Source organism: uncultured Ferrimonas sp. (genome assembly GCF_947489035.1).
GTDB lineage: Bacteria > Pseudomonadota > Gammaproteobacteria > Enterobacterales > Shewanellaceae > Ferrimonas.
The window spans coordinates 14433-35639 of sequence record NZ_CANLCI010000019.1 but is presented as its reverse complement, the minus strand read 5'-3'; the positions used below and the strand labels follow the sequence as shown (position 1 = coordinate 35639).

At 57.3% G+C, this 21207-nt stretch carries 13 protein-coding genes; 9 read left to right on the top strand and 4 right to left on the bottom strand.

Features of this window, described 5'->3' with window-relative positions; all coding sequences use genetic code 11:
- The first annotated feature begins 7 nt into the window (after positions 1-7).
- Both Q0796_RS12280 and Q0796_RS12275 read left to right on the top strand, forming a co-directional pair.
- The gene (locus Q0796_RS12280; RefSeq protein ID WP_298443606.1) at positions 8-964 is read left to right on the top strand and encodes a D-2-hydroxyacid dehydrogenase; all 957 of its coding nucleotides are present in this window, start codon (positions 8-10) and stop codon (positions 962-964) included.
- A gap of 189 nt (positions 965-1153) precedes the next feature.
- On the top strand, positions 1154-3106 hold the full coding sequence (locus Q0796_RS12275; RefSeq protein WP_298443603.1) for an exoribonuclease II: 1953 nt from the start codon (positions 1154-1156) through the stop codon (positions 3104-3106).
- 111 nt (positions 3107-3217) lie between these two features.
- Here Q0796_RS12275 and mgtE read toward each other — a convergent pair whose 3' ends face one another.
- From mgtE to rapA, 3 genes are all read right to left on the bottom strand, one after another.
- Positions 3218-4570, bottom strand: a complete 1353-nt coding sequence (gene mgtE, locus Q0796_RS12270) for a magnesium transporter (RefSeq protein ID WP_298443600.1) — start codon at positions 4568-4570, stop codon at positions 3218-3220.
- 489 nt (positions 4571-5059) lie between these two features.
- Positions 5060-5317 carry a hypothetical protein gene (locus tag Q0796_RS12265; protein ID WP_298443595.1) on the bottom strand — a complete coding sequence of 86 codons (258 nt, stop codon included), beginning with the start codon at positions 5315-5317 and terminating at the stop codon, positions 5060-5062.
- A gap of 259 nt (positions 5318-5576) precedes the next feature.
- A complete protein-coding gene (gene rapA / locus Q0796_RS12260; protein ID WP_298443592.1) occupies positions 5577-8468 on the bottom strand; it encodes an RNA polymerase-associated protein RapA in 2892 nt (963 codons plus the stop codon).
- A gap of 226 nt (positions 8469-8694) precedes the next feature.
- Here rapA and Q0796_RS12255 point away from each other — a divergent pair, with 226 nt between their 5' ends.
- The 5 genes from Q0796_RS12255 to Q0796_RS12235 all read left to right on the top strand — a co-directional run bounded on the left by Q0796_RS12255 (position 8695) and on the right by Q0796_RS12235 (position 17567).
- Positions 8695-10086 carry a PhoH family protein gene (locus Q0796_RS12255; protein ID WP_298443589.1) on the top strand — a complete coding sequence of 464 codons (1392 nt, stop codon included), beginning with the start codon at positions 8695-8697 and terminating at the stop codon, positions 10084-10086.
- Positions 10087-10578: 492 nt separating this feature from the next.
- Positions 10579-10821, top strand: a complete 243-nt coding sequence (locus Q0796_RS12250; RefSeq protein ID WP_298443586.1) for a LuxR C-terminal-related transcriptional regulator — start codon at positions 10579-10581, stop codon at positions 10819-10821.
- Positions 10822-11121: 300 nt separating this feature from the next.
- A complete protein-coding gene (locus Q0796_RS12245; protein ID WP_298443583.1) occupies positions 11122-14793 on the top strand; it encodes a response regulator in 3672 nt (1223 codons plus the stop codon).
- Complete coding sequence (locus Q0796_RS12240) at positions 14793-15191, top strand: YbaN family protein (protein WP_298443581.1); 399 nt, start codon at positions 14793-14795, stop codon at positions 15189-15191. The genes Q0796_RS12245 and Q0796_RS12240 overlap by 1 nt, the downstream gene beginning before the upstream one ends.
- 72 nt (positions 15192-15263) lie before the next feature.
- On the top strand, positions 15264-17567 hold the full coding sequence (locus tag Q0796_RS12235) for a zinc-dependent metalloprotease (protein WP_298443579.1): 2304 nt from the start codon (positions 15264-15266) through the stop codon (positions 17565-17567).
- A gap of 142 nt (positions 17568-17709) precedes the next feature.
- Here the strand turns inward: Q0796_RS12235 and Q0796_RS12230 are convergent, their stop codons facing one another.
- Positions 17710-19545 carry a protein kinase gene (locus tag Q0796_RS12230; RefSeq protein ID WP_298443576.1) on the bottom strand — a complete coding sequence of 612 codons (1836 nt, stop codon included), beginning with the start codon at positions 19543-19545 and terminating at the stop codon, positions 17710-17712.
- 192 nt (positions 19546-19737) lie between these two features.
- Between Q0796_RS12230 and Q0796_RS12225 the strand changes: the two genes are divergently transcribed.
- Positions 19738-20103, top strand: a complete 366-nt coding sequence (locus Q0796_RS12225; RefSeq protein ID WP_298443573.1) for a hypothetical protein — start codon at positions 19738-19740, stop codon at positions 20101-20103.
- Positions 20104-20171: 68 nt separating this feature from the next.
- Positions 20172-20981, top strand: coding sequence for a tRNA cyclic N6-threonylcarbamoyladenosine(37) synthase TcdA (gene tcdA / locus Q0796_RS12220; RefSeq protein WP_298443571.1), 810 nt, complete (start codon positions 20172-20174; stop codon positions 20979-20981).
- Positions 20982-21207 lie beyond the last annotated feature (226 nt).

Below are 21207 nucleotides of genomic sequence, written 5' to 3'. Positions count from 1 at the left end.
GCAGATCATGACCAGCCTGGTGGTGTTAGATGGCTACAGTTTGAATCCCGGCGACTTAAGCTGGGCGCCCTTAGCGCAGTTGGGATCATTGACCGTGTACGACAACAGCCGTGCGGATGAGGTGGTGGCCAGAGCCCAAGACGCCACCGTCGTGCTCACCAATAAAGTGGTGTTGGATGCGGCGCTGTTGGCGCAGTTGCCACGGCTGCAGTACATCGGCGTGTTGGCGACCGGCGTTAATGTGGTTGATGTGGCTGCCGCCGCCCAGCGTGGCATTGTGGTCACCAACATTCCCGCTTATGGGCCGGAATCGGTGGCGCAGATGGCCATTGCCCATCTGCTGCACTTTGCCAGTCAAGTGGGGCCGCATCAGCAAGCGGTTCGTCAAGGGCAGTGGCTTGCCAGCGAACAGTTTTGTTTTTGGAATGCGCCATTAATGGCGCTGGCGGGGAAAACCTTTGGGGTGGTGGGCTTTGGCGCCATCGGCCAAGCCGCCGCCCGCATGGCGCGGGGCTTTAATATGCCGGTGTTGGTCACCAGCCGTCAGCGCCGTGACGATCTGCCTGAGGGTTACCGTTGGGTAACCCAAGCGCAGCTGTTTGCCCAAGCGGATGTGGTCAGTCTGCACTGCCCGCAAACCGAGCACAACAGCCAGTTTGTGGATGCGCGGTTGCTGGCGACCATGCAGCCGAGCGCAATGCTGATCAACACCGCCCGTGGCGGTTTAATTAATGAAGCCGATCTGGCGCAAGCACTGCAAGATGGGGTGATTGCCGCCGCCGGACTGGATGTGTTGTCGACCGAACCGCCGAGCGCCGATAACCCACTGTTAACCGCCCCCAATTGCAGCATTACCCCGCATAACGCTTGGGCGACACTGGAAGCACGGCAAAATCTGTTGGCGATTGCGGTGGCCAATGTGCGCGCCTTTCTGGCGGATCGGTGCCAGAATCGAGTGAACTGATGGGTCATCGGTTTGTCATCGCCGGAAGTTAACTTGAAGTAAGCCAGCATTACTGCCGTCTTAATTCACCCTTACGGTCAAACGGGGGCGGGGCCATTGGCGCCGCTCACCGCTATCCCGTACAATTGCCGCTTTTCTGGCCTTGGCCAGAAGGCCAATTTTAGTCAGCACAACCACGAGATCCCTTCGATGTTTCAAGACAATCCGCTACTGCAGCAATTAAAAGCGCAGATCCGCGAAACCCTGCCCACGGTAGAAGGGCAGATCAAAGCCACCGCCAAAGGCTTTGGCTTTATCGAAACCGACAAGGGCGAAAGCCATTTTGTGCCGCCGCCATTGATGAAAAAAGTGCTTCATGGCGATCGCGTTACCGCGGTATTACGTACCGATGGCGACAAAACCTCTGCCGAGCCAGAACAGTTACTGGAAGCCGGATTAAGCCGCTTTATCGGCCGCGTTCAGTGGTTTAAAGGGCGCTTAAACGTGGTGCCAGATCACCCAATGATGCGCGCGGGCATGCGGGGGCGCTGCAAAAAGCACATTGATGAAAAGTCCCTGAAAGAGGGCGATTACGTGGTGGCGCACTTAAAGCGCCACCCGCTGCGCCCAGACGATCAAAGCTTCCAAGCGGAGATCAGCGACTTTGTGGCCGCCAATGACGATCCGCACGTGCCATGGTGGGTGATCTTGGCGAAGCACGATTTGGCCAAGGTGGAACCGCAAGATCCGGCCAACTGGCAGCTGGACGAGGCGCCACGACAAGATCTGACCGCGTTGCCGTTTGTGACCATCGATGCCGAGTCCACCAAAGACATGGATGACGCGCTGTACATTGAACCGCAGGACAATGGCTGGCGCTTAACCGTGGCCATTGCCGATCCAACCGCCTACATCCAACCGGGCGATGCGGTCGATCAAGAAGCCTTTAAACGCTGTTTAACCCAATACCTGCCGGGTTATAACGTGCCGATGTTGCCGCGCCAGCTGGCCGATGAGCTGTGTTCCTTGGTGGAAGGCGAAGATCGCCCGGCGCTGTGTGCCCACATTCAAGTTAGCGCTGCAGGTGAGCTGCAAAGCGGTGCTGAATTTTTCCTGGCGAGCATTCGGTCGCAGGGCAAGTTGGCCTACGACAAAGTGTCGGATCACTTAGACGGCGTCGAGGCCGCATGGCAGCCAGCCAATCCGGTGATTGCAGAGCAAGTGCAGCAGCTGCACCTGTTGGCGAACGCCCGCAGCAACTGGCGCAAGCAAAATGCGCTGGTGTTCCCCGATCAGCCGGATTACCGCTTTGAAGTGGACGACAACGGCAACGTGCTGAACATTCACGTGGATCAGCGCCGCACCGCCAACCGCATTGTGGAAGAGTGCATGATTGTTGCTAACGCCGCTTGCGCTGAACGGTTGGCGGCGACCGTGGGCCAAGGGGTATTTAACGCCCACGCGGGCTTGGATCCAGAGCGCATTGGTCAAGTGGTGGAACTGCTGCAGCAGCATCACCTGAGCTTTGACGCCGAACAGCTGCTGACCATGGGCGGTTACTGCGCCTTGCGCCGAGTACTGGATAAGCAAGACACCGGTTACTTGGATGCACGGGTACGCAAGCTGCAGGCCTTTGCTGAGGTGGCGGGCACGCCGAAACCACACTTTGGCATGGGCTTAGAGGGCTACGCCACCTGGACCTCGCCAATTCGTAAGTACAGCGACATGGTCAATCACCGCTTACTGAAGGCGGCGATCACCCAAGCGGAGCCACAGCAGCAGGTGGATGAGCCTCTGCTCGAGCAGCTGGCGAAGATGCGTAAATTGCACCGCATGTGCGAACGCCACGTAGGCGATTGGCTTTACGCCCGTTACCTGAAGGCAGAATCCGGTTCTAGCACCGAATTCAGCGGCAAGATCATCGACATCAATCGCGGCGGCGTGCGGGTGAAACTGGAAGAGAATGGCGCCGTAGCGTTTATCCCTGCCAGCCATCTGAGCGTTGATAAAGCGCGCTTGCAGATCAACGGCGATGCCGCCCAAGCCAGCTTTGACGACCAGCTGCAGCTGAGCGTGGCGGACACCATCAAAGTGACCATTGGCGAGGTGGATGTGGATCAGCGTAGCGTGATGGCGCTGCCGCTGGTTAAGCTTGGCGCCTAAGCCCTAAGCCCTAAGCCCTAAGCCCTAAGCCAACGAAAAACGCCGCGATGAGCACTCATCGCGGCGTTTTTGTGTGGGCGCCATAGCGGCGTGACTCGATAGGGGGATGCCCTATGGCATCGACAACCCCAGTACGGTACTGGCAAAGCCTAAGTAGATCACCATGCCCGTGGCATCGACAATGGTGGTAACCAGTGGGCCCGAGGCGGTGGCGGGATCCAGGTTCACCCGCGACAGCAAAAACGGCAGCGATAAGCCAATCAACGAACCGGCCATCACCACGCAGATCATCGCCATGGTCACCACCAAGGCGATCTCAGGGCCGCCCCGGAACCAGCCTAAGCCCGCGACTACCGCGCCCATGGTTAAGCCTAAGCCCCCAGCCACCAGCACTTCCCGCCCGAGCACCCCAAGCCAATCTTTCAGTTCCACTTCGCCGGTGGCCAGCGCCCGCACCATTAGGGCGGCGGCCTGCGAGCCGGCATTACCGCCAGAGCCCACCAGCAGCGGCATAAAGAACACCAGCGCGACATTGGCGGCAATCACTTGCTCGTAATGGGCAATGCCCGCGCCGCTGAGCAACGAGCCGAACACCAATAAAATCAGCCAGCCGATGCGTTTACGGTACAGCTCCCACTTGCCGACCTTATCCATGGTGGAGTCCAAGGCGGCGACCGAAGCGGACTTCTGCGCATCTTCGGTGGCTTCTTCAACCACCGCATCCATGGCGTCATCGTAGGTACAGATCCCCACCAGTCGGTCGTTGCTGTCCAGCACCGGCAGCGCCAACAGATCGTAGTGGCGAATTTTGTCGGATACGTCTTCTTGGTCTTCATCCACCCGCACAAACAGCACGTCGGTCAGCATGATGTCGGCCACCAGCCGTTCAGGATTAGAGAGGATCAGTTCCCGTAACGAGATGGTGCCCACCAGTTGGCGGTCGCCGTCGATCACGTAGGTTTGGTAGATGGTCTCTTTGTCTGGGGCTTCCAAGCGTAAACGCTGCAACGCTTTGCGGATCGGCCAGTGGCTGCGCAAGGTCGCGTAATCCGAGCTCATCATCGCCCCAGCGGTTTTTTCCGGGTAGGACGCCAGTTTACGCACATCTTCCCGCTCTGCCTGGGCTAGGCCCGGCAGCAGCGCTTGTTGTTGCTGTTTGGAGAGTTGATTAAACAGATCCGCCCGTTCGTCGGATTCCATCTGCGAGAACAGCGCCGCCAGTTCGTTGCGGGGCATTGATTCAGCGATGTCTGCCTGCTTTTGCGGATCGAGGTAGGCAAACACCTCGGCGTGATCCGGCAGCGACAGCAGATCCAGCAGCGTGGCCGCGCCGGTTGCATCAAATTCGTCCACGGCCAAAGCAAAGTCGGCCGCGTGCATGTGTTCCAGTTCCGCGCGAATGGCGCGCTTATCACTGGCAGCGAGTAGTTCGCTAAGGGTGGCAAAAAGTTGCGCTTTTTGCATGGTCCACCTCCGAAGGTCGGAAGCAGAGCAGCAGGGAGGCGATCCCTATCAGATATGGACTCTGCTTACCGAAGGTAATTGTTGCACGGTTCGGTTATCTCATCCCACCTGGGACTGGGAATGGGGTCCATATCGGCCTCCTAAAATTGGATTTCGCCGCGATTTTAGGCGCTTAGATACAGAGGTGCAAGGGCAGAGCCAACTCGGGAGGGAATTAGTTGCTGCAGTGCCAGCGCGAAGCGCCAGCACACCGTCGGCTTAGAAGCGACAGTTGCAGTTAATGTTGTAAATCGCGTCATTAAAATCATCGGCACTGGCGACACTGATTTCCACCGCCGCGCGGGTGGTCAACTGCAGCCAGTAGGTTGTTTGCATATTGAAGTCGCCGTCACCACCGCTATGACAGTCGCTCGCCCCGATACTCCACTGCGACAGGAGGTACAGATCGGCACACGCGCCAAGCAAGTCTTCGCCGTCACCGCCTTCGTATTAAGCCCGAAAGTCGACGCCGTGGACGTGGTTTAGCGGCAGGCAGTGTTGGTCACGCACGCCGTAGCGGTTGAAATCAAATTCGTTGTAGTACAGCGCCGCTTGTGCCTGCTCAGAGAGGAAATAACCCAGTTCAACGCCATAGCTGCTGAGCTCAGCTGGGCCGGGATCAAACTGACTGAAGTGAGCACCAAGATGGATCTGATTGGGCAGGACAGAGCGACCGGTAACTTGATAGTCATCTTCTTCTAGAGCCACACCGACCAAGCTCTGCTGAGTGTAGTCGCTGCGCTAAGCAAAGCGGCAGCGAACAGTGCGGTTACTGTATATTTCATTGGTGTCGTCCTTGTCTGAGTTGTCGCCACAACCGTGACAACCGTGGCAACAACGGTCACAGCTCACAATCGTCACCGACTGCATGGTGTGTCAGTGATTGCCCGTAGGGTGTTGCGATTAACTCATTGAGTAGACACAAAAAAGGCGCTCAATTGAGCGCCTTTTTGCACAGTGCGGGTGGTTACTCTGGGGTCACCACAATCAAGCGGATGGCATCCAGTTGAATTTGCGCGCGCGCCAAGTGGGCTTTAACCATGTTCATCTGTTCACGCAGGGCATCCAGCTCGGCATCACGAATGTTCGGGTTAACCGCTTTAAGCGCCTGCAGGCGTTCGAGCTCGCCGCCTAACTCTTGCTCCGCTTTTTGTTCCGCGCCGCTGACCAACGCGGCGAGCTGCTCGGCCACTTGGGCTTCAGCGGCGGCGATCAGCGGGTGCAGCACCGATTGCGACGCCGACACTAACTTCGAGCCGGTGTGACGGTTGATGGGCACCAATTGGCGGTTGAAGCTGTGGAAGTCGATGTTCTGCCCCAGATCCTTACCGGTTTTGTCCATCAACATGCGGATTGGCGTTGGCGGCAGGAATCGGCCCAGCTGCGCTTCGGCCGGTGCGATCGCTTCAGCAACGTAGATCATCTCTAGGAACAAGGTGCCGGCGGGCAGGGCTTTGTTCTTCAGCAGCGAAACGCCAGTACAGCCGGTTTCGCTGCTGGTGACCAAGTCGATGCCGGCCGCCACCATCGGGTGCGCTGAGGTGATGAACTGGAAATCGTCGCGGGATAGGGCGGTATCGCGGTCGAAGGTGATGGAACAGCCATCGTCCGGCAAGCCGGGGTAACTTGGGAACAGCATGTGTTCGGTTGGGCGCAAGACAACGGCGTTTTCACCGCGGTCGTCCTGATGCACCCCGATCACATCCCACAGCTTCAGCATAAAGCTGATGAAGTCGGTGTCGTCGTCGGCCTGCTCAAGTTGTTGCACCAAAGCGTCGGCTTGCTTGCCGCCGTTGGAGTTGATCTCCAGCAGGCGATCGCGGCCGGCTTCCAGTGCCGCTTTGTGCTCGGCGGCACGGGCGGAAGTGGCGTTGATCAACGCTTCAAGCTGTTCGGTTTTGCCCGACAGCACTTCAACCAGTTGCTCGCTGAACTCGTTGTAGATCAGGTGGCCGCCTTGGCAGTTGTGTTCAAACGCGTCCATGCCGCGATCAAACCACTCCAGCAGGTGTTGCTGGGCGCTGTCGGTGATGTAAGGCACGTGGATCTGCACATCGTGGTTCTGACCGATGCGATCCAAACGACCGATGCGCTGCTCGAGCAGATCGGGGTTTTGCGGCAGATCGAACATCACCAAGTTGTGGGCGAACTGGAAGTTACGGCCTTCAGAGCCGATCTCAGAACAGATCATCACCTGTGCGCCACCTTCGCTTTGGGCGAAGTAGGCGGCGGTTTTGTCGCGTTCTAAAATCGACATGCCTTCGTGGAACACCCCTGCTTGAATGCCTTCACGGGTACGCAGGGCTTCTTCCAGCTGCAGCGCCGTGGCCGCTTGTGAGGCGATCACCAGCACCTTCTTCGAGCGGTTGGCTTTTAAGAACTCCAGCAGCCAGTTTACGCGGGTATCAAACTGCCACCACGAGGCGTTGCCTTTATCCCCTTCAAACTGCTGGTACAGTTTTTCTGGGTAGAGGTTGTTGATCACCTGTTGTTCGGTGGTGTTGGCGCCGCCAAACATGTTCGACACCTTAACGGCGGTGGCGTACTGGGCGGGCAGCGCCACTTCATGGCGGTTGAGCTGGCGGGCGGTAAAGCCGGAAACCCCTGCGCGGGTGTTACGGAACAACACCCGGCCGGTGCCGTGGCGATCCAGCAGATCCCGCAGCAGTTTATCGCGGGCGGCTTCATCGCCGCTGGCGATGGCGGCTAAGGCGCTGCTGAGATCTTGCTCTGGCAGCAAAGCGGTTAAGCTGTTGGCTTCCTCGGCGCTGACTGGGCGTTGCTCAAGCAGCGATTCCGCGGCATCGGCCACCTGCTGGTAGGCTTGCTCCTCGGCCAGGAAGGCGTCGTAATCGTAGAAGCGATCCGGATCGAGCAGGCGCAGACGGGCAAAGTGACTCTGGTGGCCGAGCTGATCTGGGGTGGCGGTGAGCAGCAGTACCCCAGGCACCTCTTCGGCTAAGGATTCCACCACTTGGTAGGCGCGGCTGGGTTTGTCTTCGCTCCATTCTAGGTGGTGGGCTTCATCGACAATCAGCAGATCCCAGCTGGCGTCGAGCGCTTGCTCAAACCGCTTCTTGCGGCGCAGCAGATCCAGCGAGCAGATGATCAGTTGTTCGGTATCAAACGGGTTATCGCTGTCGGCCAAGGATTCGATGCAACGCTCTTCATCAAACAGTGAAAAGCGCAGGTTGAAGCGGCGCAACATCTCTACCAGCCATTGGTGTTGCAGGTTCTCTGGCACCAAGATCAGCACCCGTTCAGCGCGGCCGCTGAGCAGTTGCTGATGCAGGATGTGGCCCGCTTCAATGGTTTTACCCAAGCCCACTTCATCGGCCAGTAATACCCGTGGCGCGTGACGCTGGCCCACTTCGTTGGCGATGTAGAGCTGGTGCGGGATCAGCCCCGCTCGTGGCCCTTGCAGTGCCCGCAAGCTGTTTTGCTGCATGGCGTGGCGCTGCTGCTGACATAAGTAGCGGGTAACAAAGTGTTCCATTCGATCGATCTGACCGGCAAACAGGCGATCTTGCGGCTTATTAAAGCGGATCTGATGGTCCAGCATGGTTTCGCGCAGGCTTACGGCTGCGCCGTCGTCAACGCGGCTGCCGTGGTAACAGATCAGCTGATCCTTCTCTTCAATGGTATCGACCGTCATCTTCCAGCCTTCGTGGCTGGTGATCTCATCGCCTTGGTTAAACACCACCCGAGTGAGGGGAGCTTCTAAAATAGAGAACAGGCGGTTATCGCCGGTGGCCGGAAACAGCACGGTGACCATGCGACCCTCGATGGCAACAACGGTGCCGAGGCCCAGATCAGATTCGGTGTCGCTGATCCAGCGTTGACCTAAAGCAAAGGACATAGACGGGGGAACTCCTGATGAGCAAATTGCAGGGGCAAAAAAGGCGCGTATCTTACCCAAATTTTACCATGCAATCATCTGCTTATTTTATGTGGTCAAAGGCTAATCGTTCTGGCATGTTGAAATTGCGATGGGCGTTCGAAATGCGCTTCGAGAGGCGCTCTAGAACCGCCTTTGCCAGATAGCTGTCGTGACGAATATGGGTATAAAGCATAGCGGAGGCGCCATGGTTCAGTCTGAGAAAAAGCTGTTTGTTCTGGATACCAATGTGTTGTTGCACGAACCCCTCGCCATCTACTCGTTTGACGAGCACGATGTGGTGGTTCCGATGACCGTTCTGGAAGAGCTCGACCAGATAAAAGATCGCAAAAGAGACGTGGCCCGGGATGCCCGTATTGCCATCCGTACCTTAGAAGATTGCGTTGGTGCGGCCACCCCGGAACAGCTGTTGGCGGGGGTGCCACTGGCCACCACCGAACACGACATTCCCCGCGGTAAATTGCTGATTTTTGCCGATCACCAGGTCGATTTGGGCACGGCCCCCGTGCTGCCGGCCAGCAATAACGACAACCTCATCATCAATAGCGCCTTGTATCTGCAACAGCAGCGGCAACCACGGCCGGTGGTGCTGGTAACCAAAGACATCAACATGCGGATTAAGGCCAAAGGGGCTGGGTTGGCGCAGGTAGAGGATTACCGCAGCGACCAACTGGTGGACGACATTCGCTATCTGGCCAAAGGGTTTATCCAGTTGCAAGGGGATTTTTGGCAATCAGTGCAGCAGGTAGAGACCCGTCAGCAGGGGCAGTTTGCCGAGCACCGCATTGCGCTGGATCAGCTGGGGGAAGAAGCACTGTACCTGAATCAATATCTGCTGGATGACGGCGAGGAGTTCTGCGGCCAAGTGATGGCCATTGATAAGCAGCACGTTACCTTGCGTGATTTTGGCCGCGAACGGCTGATGCATTACCGCGCTTGGGGCATTACCCCAAAAAACATCTACCAAGGCATGGCCTTGCAGGCGCTGCTGGATCCCAGCATTGATGTGGTGATCCTAACGGGGCCGGCGGGATCGGGGAAAACTCTGTTGGCACTGGCCGCCGCATTAGAACAAGTGGTAGAGCAGCACCGTTACGACCGAGTTATCGTTACCCGCAATACCCCCGAAATTGCCGAATCGATTGGCTTCTTGCCGGGCACCGAAGAGGAAAAAATGATGCCGTGGCTGGCGGCGGTGACCGATACGCTTGAAGTGCTGCACAAGCACGATGAAAGCCCATCGGGCAGCCTGCAATACATTATGGATAAGGCCAACATCCAGTTTAAGTCGGTGAACTTCATGCGCGGCCGTTCGATCCAAAACAGTTTCGTGTTGTTGGATGAGTGCCAAAACTTAACGCCATCGCAGCTGAAAACGCTGATCACCCGCATGGGCGAGGGCAGCAAGTTGGTGTGCAGTGGCAACTTAGCGCAAATCGATTCCGACTACTTAACCGCCGTCACCTCGGGACTGACCTATTTGGTTGAGCGCTTTAAAACGTTTGAAGGCAGCGCCAATATCTACCTTGATGGAGTGGTGCGTTCCCGTTTGGCTTCGTTTGCGGAAGAAAACCTGTAGGCAAACCGATGCTCTGCTCAGGAAGGGGTTATTTTAAACTGTTCCTGAGCATTGTTTTGAACGGGTTAATTCAGAGTGGAAATATCTAGTTAACCGTTCGTGTGAGCTCGTTTCTCTTTAGCTTTTCCCTTTAAGAGGGCGCATCAATAAGATCAATCTTATTGCCGGTGATATTAGAGCCCTCGTCATGGTCATCAGTCATCAGTCATCAGTCATCAGTCATCAGTCATCAGTCATCAGTCACCCACAGAAACGGATCACTGTGGGGTTAACGACAAATTGCTGCGCGTTTACGCGTCTCCTTTTCAAGATTAACTCAGCGCTCCACGAGCGCTTGCGCTGCTTGGGTAAAACCATTCGCAGCAATAACCATGATAAATGTGCGTGATACTGCTCCTGCGTTACTTGGCCAATTTCTGCTGCGGATCACTTTCCTAAGCACAAGCTCAAGAACAGCTGTTGCTGACGTTTTCAGACAGGTTAACCCCATGGGTGAACCAAAAACGAATTAGCACCAAAGGTGATGAAGTGTTGAGTCTGTTGGCGGAAGGGGAATCAACTGAGGTGATTGCTGCAACAATGAACCTGTCTGAGCCTGGGGTGCTTTACCATAGTGACACCATGAAGAAGAAGTTCGGCGCCAGAAACCGAACCCACCTTATTAATAAGGCCACTCAAGCGGGCATCATCAGGCGAAATGTGGTGGGGAAAGAGCTTGATTCAATCTTCAAGTGAGCGAATGGGTGTTTCGCTAACCCACAACTGATGGGATGGCGCGGTGTGCTGCTGTTCTGATCCGATTGACGAGCGGTTCTTACGCTTACCCAACAACGTGCACGCCGGTTGCTGTCGGGGATCGGCTGGTTGATGAGTCAGGTAAACCGCCGCGGCTCACGGCTACGCCCTTATGCATCCCAACGGCAGCCCATTGGATCCGCCACCGAGCCAAAGCAGCAACCACATCGCTTGGGTAACGTCTTCCACAATCCATCTGATACACTGCGGTAAACCAACACTATTTGCCTTGTTTAGCCTGTGAAATTGCCCATTCTCCGTCGATATAACAAAGCGGTGTTCTACACCTATCTTGGGGTAGTACTGCTGGCCTTGGTTACCGCCGGTTTAGATTACGACAACAAGAAACAGCAACTGATGGCCGCCAAGTATGGCCGCATCACTCAGCACGCCCATCAGGTTGATATGCTGCTGGAAACCAGTGTGCGTACGCTGCAGTCGCTGAACAATTTTGCGGTGAATCATCTCACCATGGCGCGGATGACGCGGGTGAGCCCGTTCCCGGATCTGGCGCGCTTTGGCAGCGATGGCGAATACTTTGCGTTGGAATCCTTCGACAGCCTTGATATGAGCAACAGCATTGGCCGGATCTCGGGCCAAGGTAAGCTGTCGGGGCGCGATCCCGAGTTCTATTTCGAGCTGGATATGCTGCATCAGATGTCGCTGACCTTTCCGGTGGCGTCGCAGATGGCCTCAAAAGCGTCGCAGATCTATTACATTTCGGCGCAGCGGATGATGTCGGTCTATCCGTGGCCACAGGGGCAGGACAACTTCAACCGCAGCATTTTGAATTCGCCGCTATTTAAGCTGGCGCAACCGGCGCAAAATCCCGAACGAGATTTGTTTTGGAGCGAAGTTCGACGCGATGGCAGTGGCCAGTTGATCACCACGTTGGGGATGCCGGTTTATCTTGAGGATCAGTTCCTTGGTGCCCTGTTTTTAGACATCGAACTCTCAACCCTGGCCAACCAGATCGATCGTTACTTTGAAGTTGATGGCACCGTCTTATTGCTGGATGACGACAACAACTTGCTGACCTACCCACAGATGCACACCGAGCCGGTGGTGCGAACCTATCAGCTAAGCCAAAAGCTGCCTCCGGAGCTCAACAGTGTGCCGGTGAGCGAGTTGATGAACAGCCCCGATGGCCGCATCAGCAACGAATATTACCTGCGCTCGATGTCGATGGAAGTGGCGCCGTGGCGACTGCTGTTCCTGCAGCCCGAAGCTGAGCTGGTCGAGCCCGCCATCGGCCAACTGGAATCCACCTTTATTACGGTGATCATCGCCTTGTCGGTGTTGGTTACCGCGGTGCACTATTTAACGCGCCGTGCTTTTGTTAGCCCCGCCGCGCGGCTGCTGACTCACCTCGAGCGCAGCGCCGAAAAACCACAGCAACCGCCACGGCGGGTGCAACCCGGCTGGGAAGCGTGGTTTGAGCTGATCTCGCGCACCTTTGAAGAGAATCAGCAATACACCCACTACCTGGCTGAGCAGAATCGGCGCTTGGATAAGTTGGTGGCCAAACGCACCGAACGCTTACGCTTAGCCAACGAGCAGCGTGAACGGGACTTCTCATTAATGCGCAGCTTGATTGACGCCATTCCCGAAGCGATCGTGTTTAAAGACACCTCGGGCCGTTATCTTGGCTGCAACAAAGCCGCCGAACGGATGCTGGGCCAGAGTGAATCGGAGATCATCGGCTGCGCGGTAACGGAAATTGACCCATCGCCACGGGCGGCACGCCAAGCCCAAGATGATCTGCTGTTACTGGAAAAGCGAGCGCCGGATCGCTACCAAGAACGGGTGGCCATCGATGGCAAAATGCTGCTGTTGGATGCGCTGCGCTTGCCGTTCTACAACCGCCGTGGCGAACTGCTGGGGTTGATTTCGGTATGGCGCGACATCACCCGCGATGCCGAACAACAAGAGCAGTTACGCCGTTCTGAGCAGCGTTACCATCTGGCAATGGATGCCGTAGAAGATGGCATGTGGGATTGGTATCTCGATTCCAATCAGCTGATCTGCAACCCAGCCTATTACACCATGTTGGGCTATCAAGCGGATGAGTTCCCCCTGCTGGTGGAAACCTTTTATAGCCTGATGCACAGCGACGATTGCCAGCGGGTTGAGCGTTACATCGACGAATACCTCGACTTCCCAGAGCAGGCCTTTAGCGTTGAATACCGGCTGCGTGGCAAGGGCGGTGAATACCACTGGATCCACTCCCGTGGCCGAGCGGTCGAGTTTGACGATCTGGGCGAGCCGCTGCGTTTGCTTGGCACCAACAAAGACATCACCCAGCAGAAAGAGAACGAAGTAACCCTGCTGGAAGCCAAGCAAGATGCTGAGCTGGCCAACCGCACCAAAAGTGAATTCTTGGCCAACATGTCCCACGAAATTCGCACGCCGATGAACGCGGTATTGGGGATGTTGGAACTGACCCTGCGTACTCAGGTCGACGACCGCCAACAGGATTACCTAGAAAAAGCCAAGTTAAGCGCGGGTTCGCTGCTGCGGATCATCAACGACATTCTCGATTTCTCGAAAATTGAAGCGGGTAAGCTCGAACTTGAGCAGCGGGAATTCTCGCTGGAAAAAGTGCTGGATCATGCGCTCTCTATCAACGCCATCAAAGCGCAAGAAAAGGGCATTGAACTGCTGCTGTACGCCCCAATCAGCACCGGATTGCACATCATGGGCGATTCACTGCGGCTGGGGCAGGTGCTGGTGAATCTGCTGTCCAATGCCGTGAAATTTACCCAGCAAGGGGAAGTGGAACTGGGGTGCGAAGACATCACCGAAAGCGATGGCCGCGTGAGCCTGAAATTCTGGGTGCGCGACACCGGCATCGGCATCACGCAAACTCAGCAGCAACGGTTGTTTGATGCCTTCAGTCAGGCCGATGGCTCGACAACGCGGCAGTACGGCGGCAGCGGTTTGGGGCTGTCGATCTGCAAACACTTGGTGGCGATGATGGGCGGCGACATCGAAGTCGTCAGCGCGGTGGGCGAAGGCACCACCTTTAGCTTCACCATTGATGCACTGCAGGTGGAAGCGCCGCAGCTGCCTGGGCGCGCCTTGCCTAGCCAGCTGAAAGGCTTAACCGCGTTGGTGGTTGACGATAACCACAGTGCGTTGCAGATCTACGCCACCTACTTGCGCGATCTCGGCTTCAACGTGGAAACCGCTGAAAATGGCGAAGATGCATTGCGACAGGCCCAGCGCCATCAACCACAGCTGGTGTTACTGGATTGGATGATGCCGCAGATGGATGGCCTGCAAGTGGCCGACAAACTGCATCAGCTGTACAACAACGGTGACTTAGAGCTGCAACCGCAGATCCTAATGATGACCGCCTACAGTGGCCAATCGGTGCAGCAACAGGTGAAAGAGGGGCGGGTGCAGGCGCTGCTGCAAAAACCGTTTAAAGAGGCCGCGCTGCAAGATGCGGTGCTGAACGCCTTTGCGGCGCAGTTTGCCGATGCCGCCGAGCCAGAACCGCAGGCAAGCCACAACGAACATCGCGGTGGCCACCACATTCTGTTGGTCGAGGACAACCTGATTAACCAACAGGTGGCGATTGAATTGCTGAAGAGTGCTGGCTACCAAGTGAGCTTGGCGGTAAACGGCCAAGAAGCGTTGGACATGGTGCAGCAGCAACCGCCGTTTGATCTGGTGCTGATGGACATTCAGATGCCAGTGATGGATGGCCTGCAAGCCACCAAGCTGATCCGCAAAACCCACCCGGATCTGCCCATCGTTGCGATGACCGCCCACGCCATGGCCGGCGACAGTGAAAAGAGCTTGGCGGCGGGCATGAACGATCACATCACCAAACCCATTGTGTTGCCGCAGCTGTTTGAAACCATCAGCACCTGGTTAAACAAAAACAAGGGGCACAGCGCCTGATGCAGCCAATTCAAGGGCCCATGCGTTATCTGTTGCTGGCACTGGGCTGGCTGGCGGTGGTGTGCGGCACCATTGGCCTGTTTTTGCCGCTGATCCCAACGGTGCCATTTCTGCTGTTGGCCACCTTCTGTTTCTCCCGCACCTCCGAGCGCTGCCAGCAGTGGTTGTTCAACAACCGTTTGTTGGGGCCAGTGCTGCGTAACTACTTGGAACGCCGCGGCTTAACCAAACGGCAACTGCTCACCACCTTAGTCAGCCTGTGGCTCAGCATCTCGATTGGCATCTACCTCGTGCCGCTGTTGCCAGTGAAGCTGTTGTTGGTGGCCATCGCCTGCGGCGTGAGCATCCATTTGTGCCGCATGAAGCGCTTGGAACCCGAGCCAGCCGTGAAGTCTTAACGTTGCCATTGCCGCTCTGGCAGTGGCGGCGTAAGCTGGCTTAAAAGTACGCACAAATATAAGGATTTTAGTATGTTGGCACGGATGCTAATCGCAGCCACGCTGTTGTTTTCAACGGCGTTGGCGGCGGCACCACTGCTGCCGTGGCAGGTGGATAACAGCGGCAAGCTGCAAGGGCCATTGCCGCCATTACAGCAGCCGATGTTGTGGGTGAGCGCCTTACCTCACGGCGTTGGCGCCAACGACATTGGCTTGGATCGAGGCCAGCTTGGCGCGCGCAAACTGGTGCAGTTTGAGCGCCATGGCGATCGCCTGTTACTGCGCCAGCTCAATACCCAGTTTCGTGGCAGCAGCAGTAACGCCGCCGAACAAGAGGCGATCCGCACCGCCTTTGCCGATGCGGTGCTGTGGATCGGCACCATCGACAACAACCAAGTGGATTACAGCGCGTTGGTGTTAAGCGATGGCCACGGCATTAGCACTCGCTTAAGCCAAGCGAAGCAGGGCAGTTTCACGCTCGACAGCGCCCGTTCGTTGCTGCTCAGCAACAGCGCCAAAAGCTTTGAACGCAATAGCGATGTGGACGTGCAGCTGACGTTCTCTAGCCCCAAACCGGGGCCGCAGGTGCAAGCGGTTGCGGCGGATCCAAATCATGTCAGTGTGCGGCTGCGTTATTCGCTGGTGGCCTTACCGGACGAGCCAATGAGCCCAAGGCGATTTCACCCTCAGTCCGGTTACTTTCCCATTAGCCACCTGGATTACACCCAGCCACTGAATCGCCCCATGGCGCAACGACTGCTGCCAAAACACCGCTTGCAGAAAACCGATCCGAGTGCGCTGTCGTCACCGGTGGTGAAGCCCATTGTCTATTACCTTGATAACGCCACCCCAGAGCCCTACCGCAGCGCCTTATTGGAAGGCGGCAACTGGTGGACACAAGCCTTCGCCGCCGCCGGTTTTGAAGACGCATTTCGGGTGGAGTTGCTGCCAGACGGCGCCGATCCGCAAGACATTCAGCTGAACATCATCCACTGGGTGCACCGCTCGACTCGAGGTTGGTCTTATGGCGATGCCCTGATCGATCCCCGCAGTGGCGAGATCATCAAAGGCCATGTCAGCCTTGGTTCGTTGCGGGTGCGGCAAGACGCCAAAATTTTCCGCGCCCTAAGCGCTGGCTGGGCCGATCGCAGTGCGGCACTCAACCTGTCGCAGCAACTGGCCTTGGCGCGCTTAAAGCAGCTGGCCGCCCACGAAATAGGCCATACCCTCGGCTTGGCGCATAACTTTGCCGCCTCGGCCAGTGGCGATAAATCGGTGATGGATTATCCCCACCCCAATATTGGCCTGCGCGATGGCCAGATCACCTTGGCCGACAGCTATCAACATGGCGTGAGCGAATGGGATAAATTTGCCATTCGCTTTGGCTACAGCGAACAATCCTTTGCCGAACTGGTGGCCGAAGCGCAACAGCGAGGGCTGGTGTTCATCAGCGATCCCGACGCCCGCGGGGCAGAGGCCGCCCAGCCGCAAGCCAGCCTGTGGGATAACGGCACCGATCCGGTGGCGCGCTTAGAGCAGCTGTTGCAGATCCGCCAGTTAGCGCTGGGGCAGCTAGGGCCACAGGCGTTGTTGCCGGGGCAACCCCCCAGCGAACTGACCGAGCTGATGGTGCCGCTGTACCTGTTGCACCGTTATCAGGTGGCTGCGGTGGCGAAGGTGCTGGGTGGGGTTGAGTACGATTACCTCAGTGGCCGCCGCAGTCACGCCGCCCCCGAGTGGCAGCAAGCGGCGTTAACGGCGCTGTTGGCCGCGTTGCAGCCAGAGCAGCTGACCGTGCCGGAAGCGCTGTGGCAACAGTGGTTACCGGCCAACTATGGCAGCGATGCCAATCGCGAATATTTCAGTGGGCGTCAGGGCGCGGTGCCGGATCTGCAAGGGTTGGCTGAAGTGGGCGCGCAGGTGGTGTTGCAGCAGCTGCTGAACCCACAGCGGTTGAACCGCTTAGCCGAACAGCGTTGGCTTGATGGCGAGCAACTGGGGGCAACCGAGTTGCTGCAACAGCTGTCCGAACAAGTGCTGCACGATGATCATCGCGATGGGCAAGAGGGGGCTCAACAAGCGCGGTTACGCACGGTGCTGATCGATCACTACCTGAAGCTGTACCGCCACGCCGATCTTAGCCCAGAGGTGGCCGCCACACTGAGGCTGCGCCTGCAGCAAGACGCAGAAAAACTGCAGCGTCGTGCCCGCCGTGCCGGAGTACCGTTATCGGCACAGCTAAGCCAATTGGGGCAAGCGGCATTGGCTGGGTTAGAAGATGAAAACGTGGTGTTGATCCACAAGCCACTGCCGTTGCCGCCGGGCTCGCCGATTTAACGGCCAGCAACGGAAGCAGCAGCGGCGAACCACTGTGGCCAACCGCAAGCCATAAGCCACAAGCCGCCTTTGTACCGTCACGTCAAGGCGGCTTGTTGTTGCTGCGCGGGTTAACAGCACGAGTGCCGGGCTCAGCGCCGAGTTACCGCGTGGATGCCACGGTTGAGCCGGTTAAAAACACCCGCGGATCCTTGGGATAATAGTGGGGCGGCAGCTGCTCAATCCGCTTAAATTGGCGAGTGTTTTTGTAGGGCAGCTTCATAAACCCAGCGATCCCACATTGATCGATCTGATCAACCGCCGCCAAGATCCGCGCCAAACAGGCACTAAAGGCGGCGTGACGGCTGGGATCCAGCAGCCGCAAACAGGAGTGGATCTTCAGGTGATCCTCGAGCACTTCGAAGATGATGCAGCCGGTGTGGTGGATTAAGTTCAGCCGCCCCAGTTCGCTCATGATGCTGGCGGGCAGGCTGAGGGTTTCATCGGGATCGCGGCCATCTTCAAAGTAAGAGTGTAAGCGGCTGCTTTGCTCTGGCGGTGCCTCGCCGACTTCAAACGGCAGGCTTATCTGCTCCGGCACGCTAAAGGGCTGTTCGGCGTTGCTGCGATCAAAGTGCAGGGTATCGCGGGCATCAAAGAAACAGGCTTTAAACACCGCCCCACTTTGCGGTGGGCGCACGGCTTGGGCCAACCGCACCACGTTATTCACCACCTGCCCAAACGGCTTGGTTAGGGTGGGATCCTGTAAATTTAAGCTGCAATCAATCGCCACGCCATGTTCACTCCAATGCAGCGCCAAACCGCCGAGCAGTGGGTATTGGCCCAATTGACTTACCGCCACCACAAACGCCTTTTCGTTGTCGCCCATCCCTTGCAAGAAATCACGGTAGTAGTGCGCGAGCTGAATATCATCGCGGTGGTGCTGTTGCGGCGCTTGCTGGTTGGCTAACAGAAACGATTTGCGTGAGCTGTACACCACGGTATCGATCCCTTTGCCTTGGGCGTGGATCCACAGCGGCAGCAAGCACAGCGGCGCTTTGTCTGGCGGCGGGATCAGGTGCCAATGGGTGCTGGCGGCCATGGTGCGCAGAAAGTGCTCCCCCGCCAGTTTGCGGGTCTCGGGCTGATCACTGAGCATGCCGTCCAAAATTGTGGCCAGCGGCTTGGGCAAGCCGAGGCTGGCGGCCGGTTGCAGTTGGCTGCCAAAGCGGCTGCACTGGCCAGACGCCAGCGCGTACAAGGTGGCGGCGACCCCTTGTTCATCAAAACGCGGTGACGACGGCTGCCCAGCCAGTTGATCCGGGCCAATAAAGTAGACGTCGCCCATGCGTGCGTTCGAGCCTTGCTCGCCTTCATACAGGCCAAGCTGCGAGCCCAGCGCGTTGCCGTCGGCGTCTTGCTGCGCCAACACCGCCGAGCCCCAATCCACCAGCGACAAATGGCGGTTGCTGGGATCAAACAGCAGGTTGGAGGGTTTGATGTCGCCGTGCACCACCGGCTGCGGCAACTGGCGTAGGTACAGCAGGATCTGCGCCAGTTGCTGGGCGATCACCATCAGCCACGTCAGTGGCAACGGCCCCACCTTTTGCCCTAGTTGTGCCAGCTCGCGACCAGGGGCGCGATCCATCTGCATGATTGGCTGCCCCGAGGCGCGAACAAATTGGGTTAGGCCGGGAATATTGGGGTGATCCAGCAGGGCGAGGATCTGCGCTTCATCTTCTAATCGGTCTTGCAGCCGCTGCGGCAAGGTGCGGCGACTGAACTTAAACACCTGCTCGCGGCCGCGGGCTTGGCCAGCAAACACAAAGCCAAACACCCCTTTGCCAATAAAGTGCACCTGCTGGTAGCCCAAGCGGCGTAATTGCTGCTGGCACAGCGACTGCCATTGGCGCAGTTTTTGTGCGTCATTTTGACGCAGCAGATAAATGCTTTGTTCTTCAGGGATGTAAAAATGTTGTAGCGGTTTGTTGAACGGCACGGGGATCCCTTCCTGCGTCGAGTTGATCAAACTGTTGGCAGCATACCCTTTGTGGCTGAAGTTAGGCGAATGTGATCTGCGCCACACTGATAACATTTGGTACTGATAGGGCGGATGGAAGCTGTGCCAGACTAAGGCCAACAAACAGACAGAGCCAGACATCATGCCTTAGCGGGCAAGAAGGTACTCAGTATGACCACACAATCCCCAATTCAGCAGCTCGAACGCGGTGAGCTGGCCGAGTTGCTGGCGTATCCACGCCGCAAAATGCGCGACAATATGGATGTGCGCTTTTGTAAGCACGCGGTGTTTTACAATCCGGTTGATGAAGATTGCACCTACTGCCATCAGGGCATGGAGTGTAAGTGGCTAAACCATAACGATGAATTGATCTCGTTGGATAAAAAAGCCGACGACGACATTCGCCGCGAGCTGACCAAAGCGATGGATTACGTGGAAGCCCAACTGACCGCCGCCCACCTTAACCGTCGCGCCTGCAGCTGCGATAATTGCACTTGGCTGGGGCGGGTGCGCGTGCTGCTGGGGATCGCTCGGTAATAGCAACCGCCGACTGCGGTTTGCTATACTCCCGCCTCGATTTTTAGCCGACGGCGAGCACCCTAACTATGAACGATCTCTATCTACAACGCTTTGGCGGCATTGGCCGACTGTATGGCGCCCAAGCGCTGCAGTGTTTTGCCAACGCCCACGTTTGCGTAGTGGGGATCGGCGGGGTGGGCACTTGGGCCGCCGAGGCACTGGCGCGTTCGGGCATCGGTCAGATCACGCTGATTGATCTGGATGACATCTGCACCACCAACACCAACCGCCAAATTCACGCCCTCTCCAGTACCGTTGGTCAGTCTAAAGTGGCGGTCATGGCCGCGCGGATGCGCGCCATTAACCCCGACATCGTAGTGAACGAGGTCGAGGAGTTTGTGGATCTGGATAATCTGCACGAGCTGATTGATAACCGCTTGGATTATCTGGTGGATTGCATTGATTCGGTGCGCGCCAAAACCGCGCTGATCGCCCACTGCAAACGCAACAAGATTAAGATTGTGACCGTCGGCGGGGCTGGCGGCCAGTTGGATCCCACTCGAGTGCAGGTGGCGGATCTGGCCAAGACCTATCAAGATCCGTTGGCGGCCAAGGTGCGCAACAATTTGCGCCGTGAATACAACTTCTCGAAAAACCCTAAGCGTAAATTCTCGGTTGAGTGTGTGTTTTCCGATGAGCCGCTGCGCTACCCCAGCAGCGATGGCCAGGTGTGCTTGACCAAAGCCGATGCCGAAGGGCCCAAAGCGATGGATTGCGCCACTGGGTTTGGCGCGGTTACGCCGGTCACCGGCACCTTTGGGTTTGTGGCCGCATCGCGGGTGCTGCTGAAATTGGCAGAAAAAGCCAAGCGTGACGCGCAAGCGCCAAGCGTATAGCCAAGGCAAGTCCTAGCTCTAGGCTGTGTACCAATTAGTTGTTGAGCTGATTTTGTATGACCAGCTGTTGGTAATGGTCATTGCCGGGGCCGCCCGGCGGCGGGCAAGGAACTTCGTCCCTTTGCAATCCCGAGCGCCTCCGAGGTGACGACAGCCCCTCGTTCTCGCCGCATTACGTTGCAGCAACGGCCAGATGCGCCATCCATGGCTTAGCTGGCCTCTGCGG

What these genes read in the sequence shown, in the direction of transcription:
- Q0796_RS12275 (WP_298443603.1), top strand. Translation starts at nt 1,154, where the DNA reads ATGTTTCAAGACAATCCGCTACTGCAGCAATTAAAAGCGCAGATCCGC.
- Q0796_RS12235 (WP_298443579.1), top strand. Translation starts at nt 15,264, where the DNA reads ATGTTGGCACGGATGCTAATCGCAGCCACGCTGTTGTTTTCAACGGCG.
- tcdA (WP_298443571.1), top strand. Translation starts at nt 20,172, where the DNA reads ATGAACGATCTCTATCTACAACGCTTTGGCGGCATTGGCCGACTGTAT.
- Q0796_RS12240 (WP_298443581.1), top strand. Translation starts at nt 14,793, where the DNA reads ATGCAGCCAATTCAAGGGCCCATGCGTTATCTGTTGCTGGCACTGGGC.
- Q0796_RS12225 (WP_298443573.1), top strand. Translation starts at nt 19,738, where the DNA reads ATGACCACACAATCCCCAATTCAGCAGCTCGAACGCGGTGAGCTGGCC.
- Q0796_RS12255 (WP_298443589.1), top strand. Translation starts at nt 8,695, where the DNA reads ATGGTTCAGTCTGAGAAAAAGCTGTTTGTTCTGGATACCAATGTGTTG.
- Q0796_RS12280 (WP_298443606.1), top strand. Translation starts at nt 8, where the DNA reads ATGACCAGCCTGGTGGTGTTAGATGGCTACAGTTTGAATCCCGGCGAC.
- rapA (WP_298443592.1), bottom strand. Translation starts at nt 8,468, where the DNA reads ATGTCCTTTGCTTTAGGTCAACGCTGGATCAGCGACACCGAATCTGAT.
- mgtE (WP_298443600.1), bottom strand. Translation starts at nt 4,570, where the DNA reads ATGCAAAAAGCGCAACTTTTTGCCACCCTTAGCGAACTACTCGCTGCC.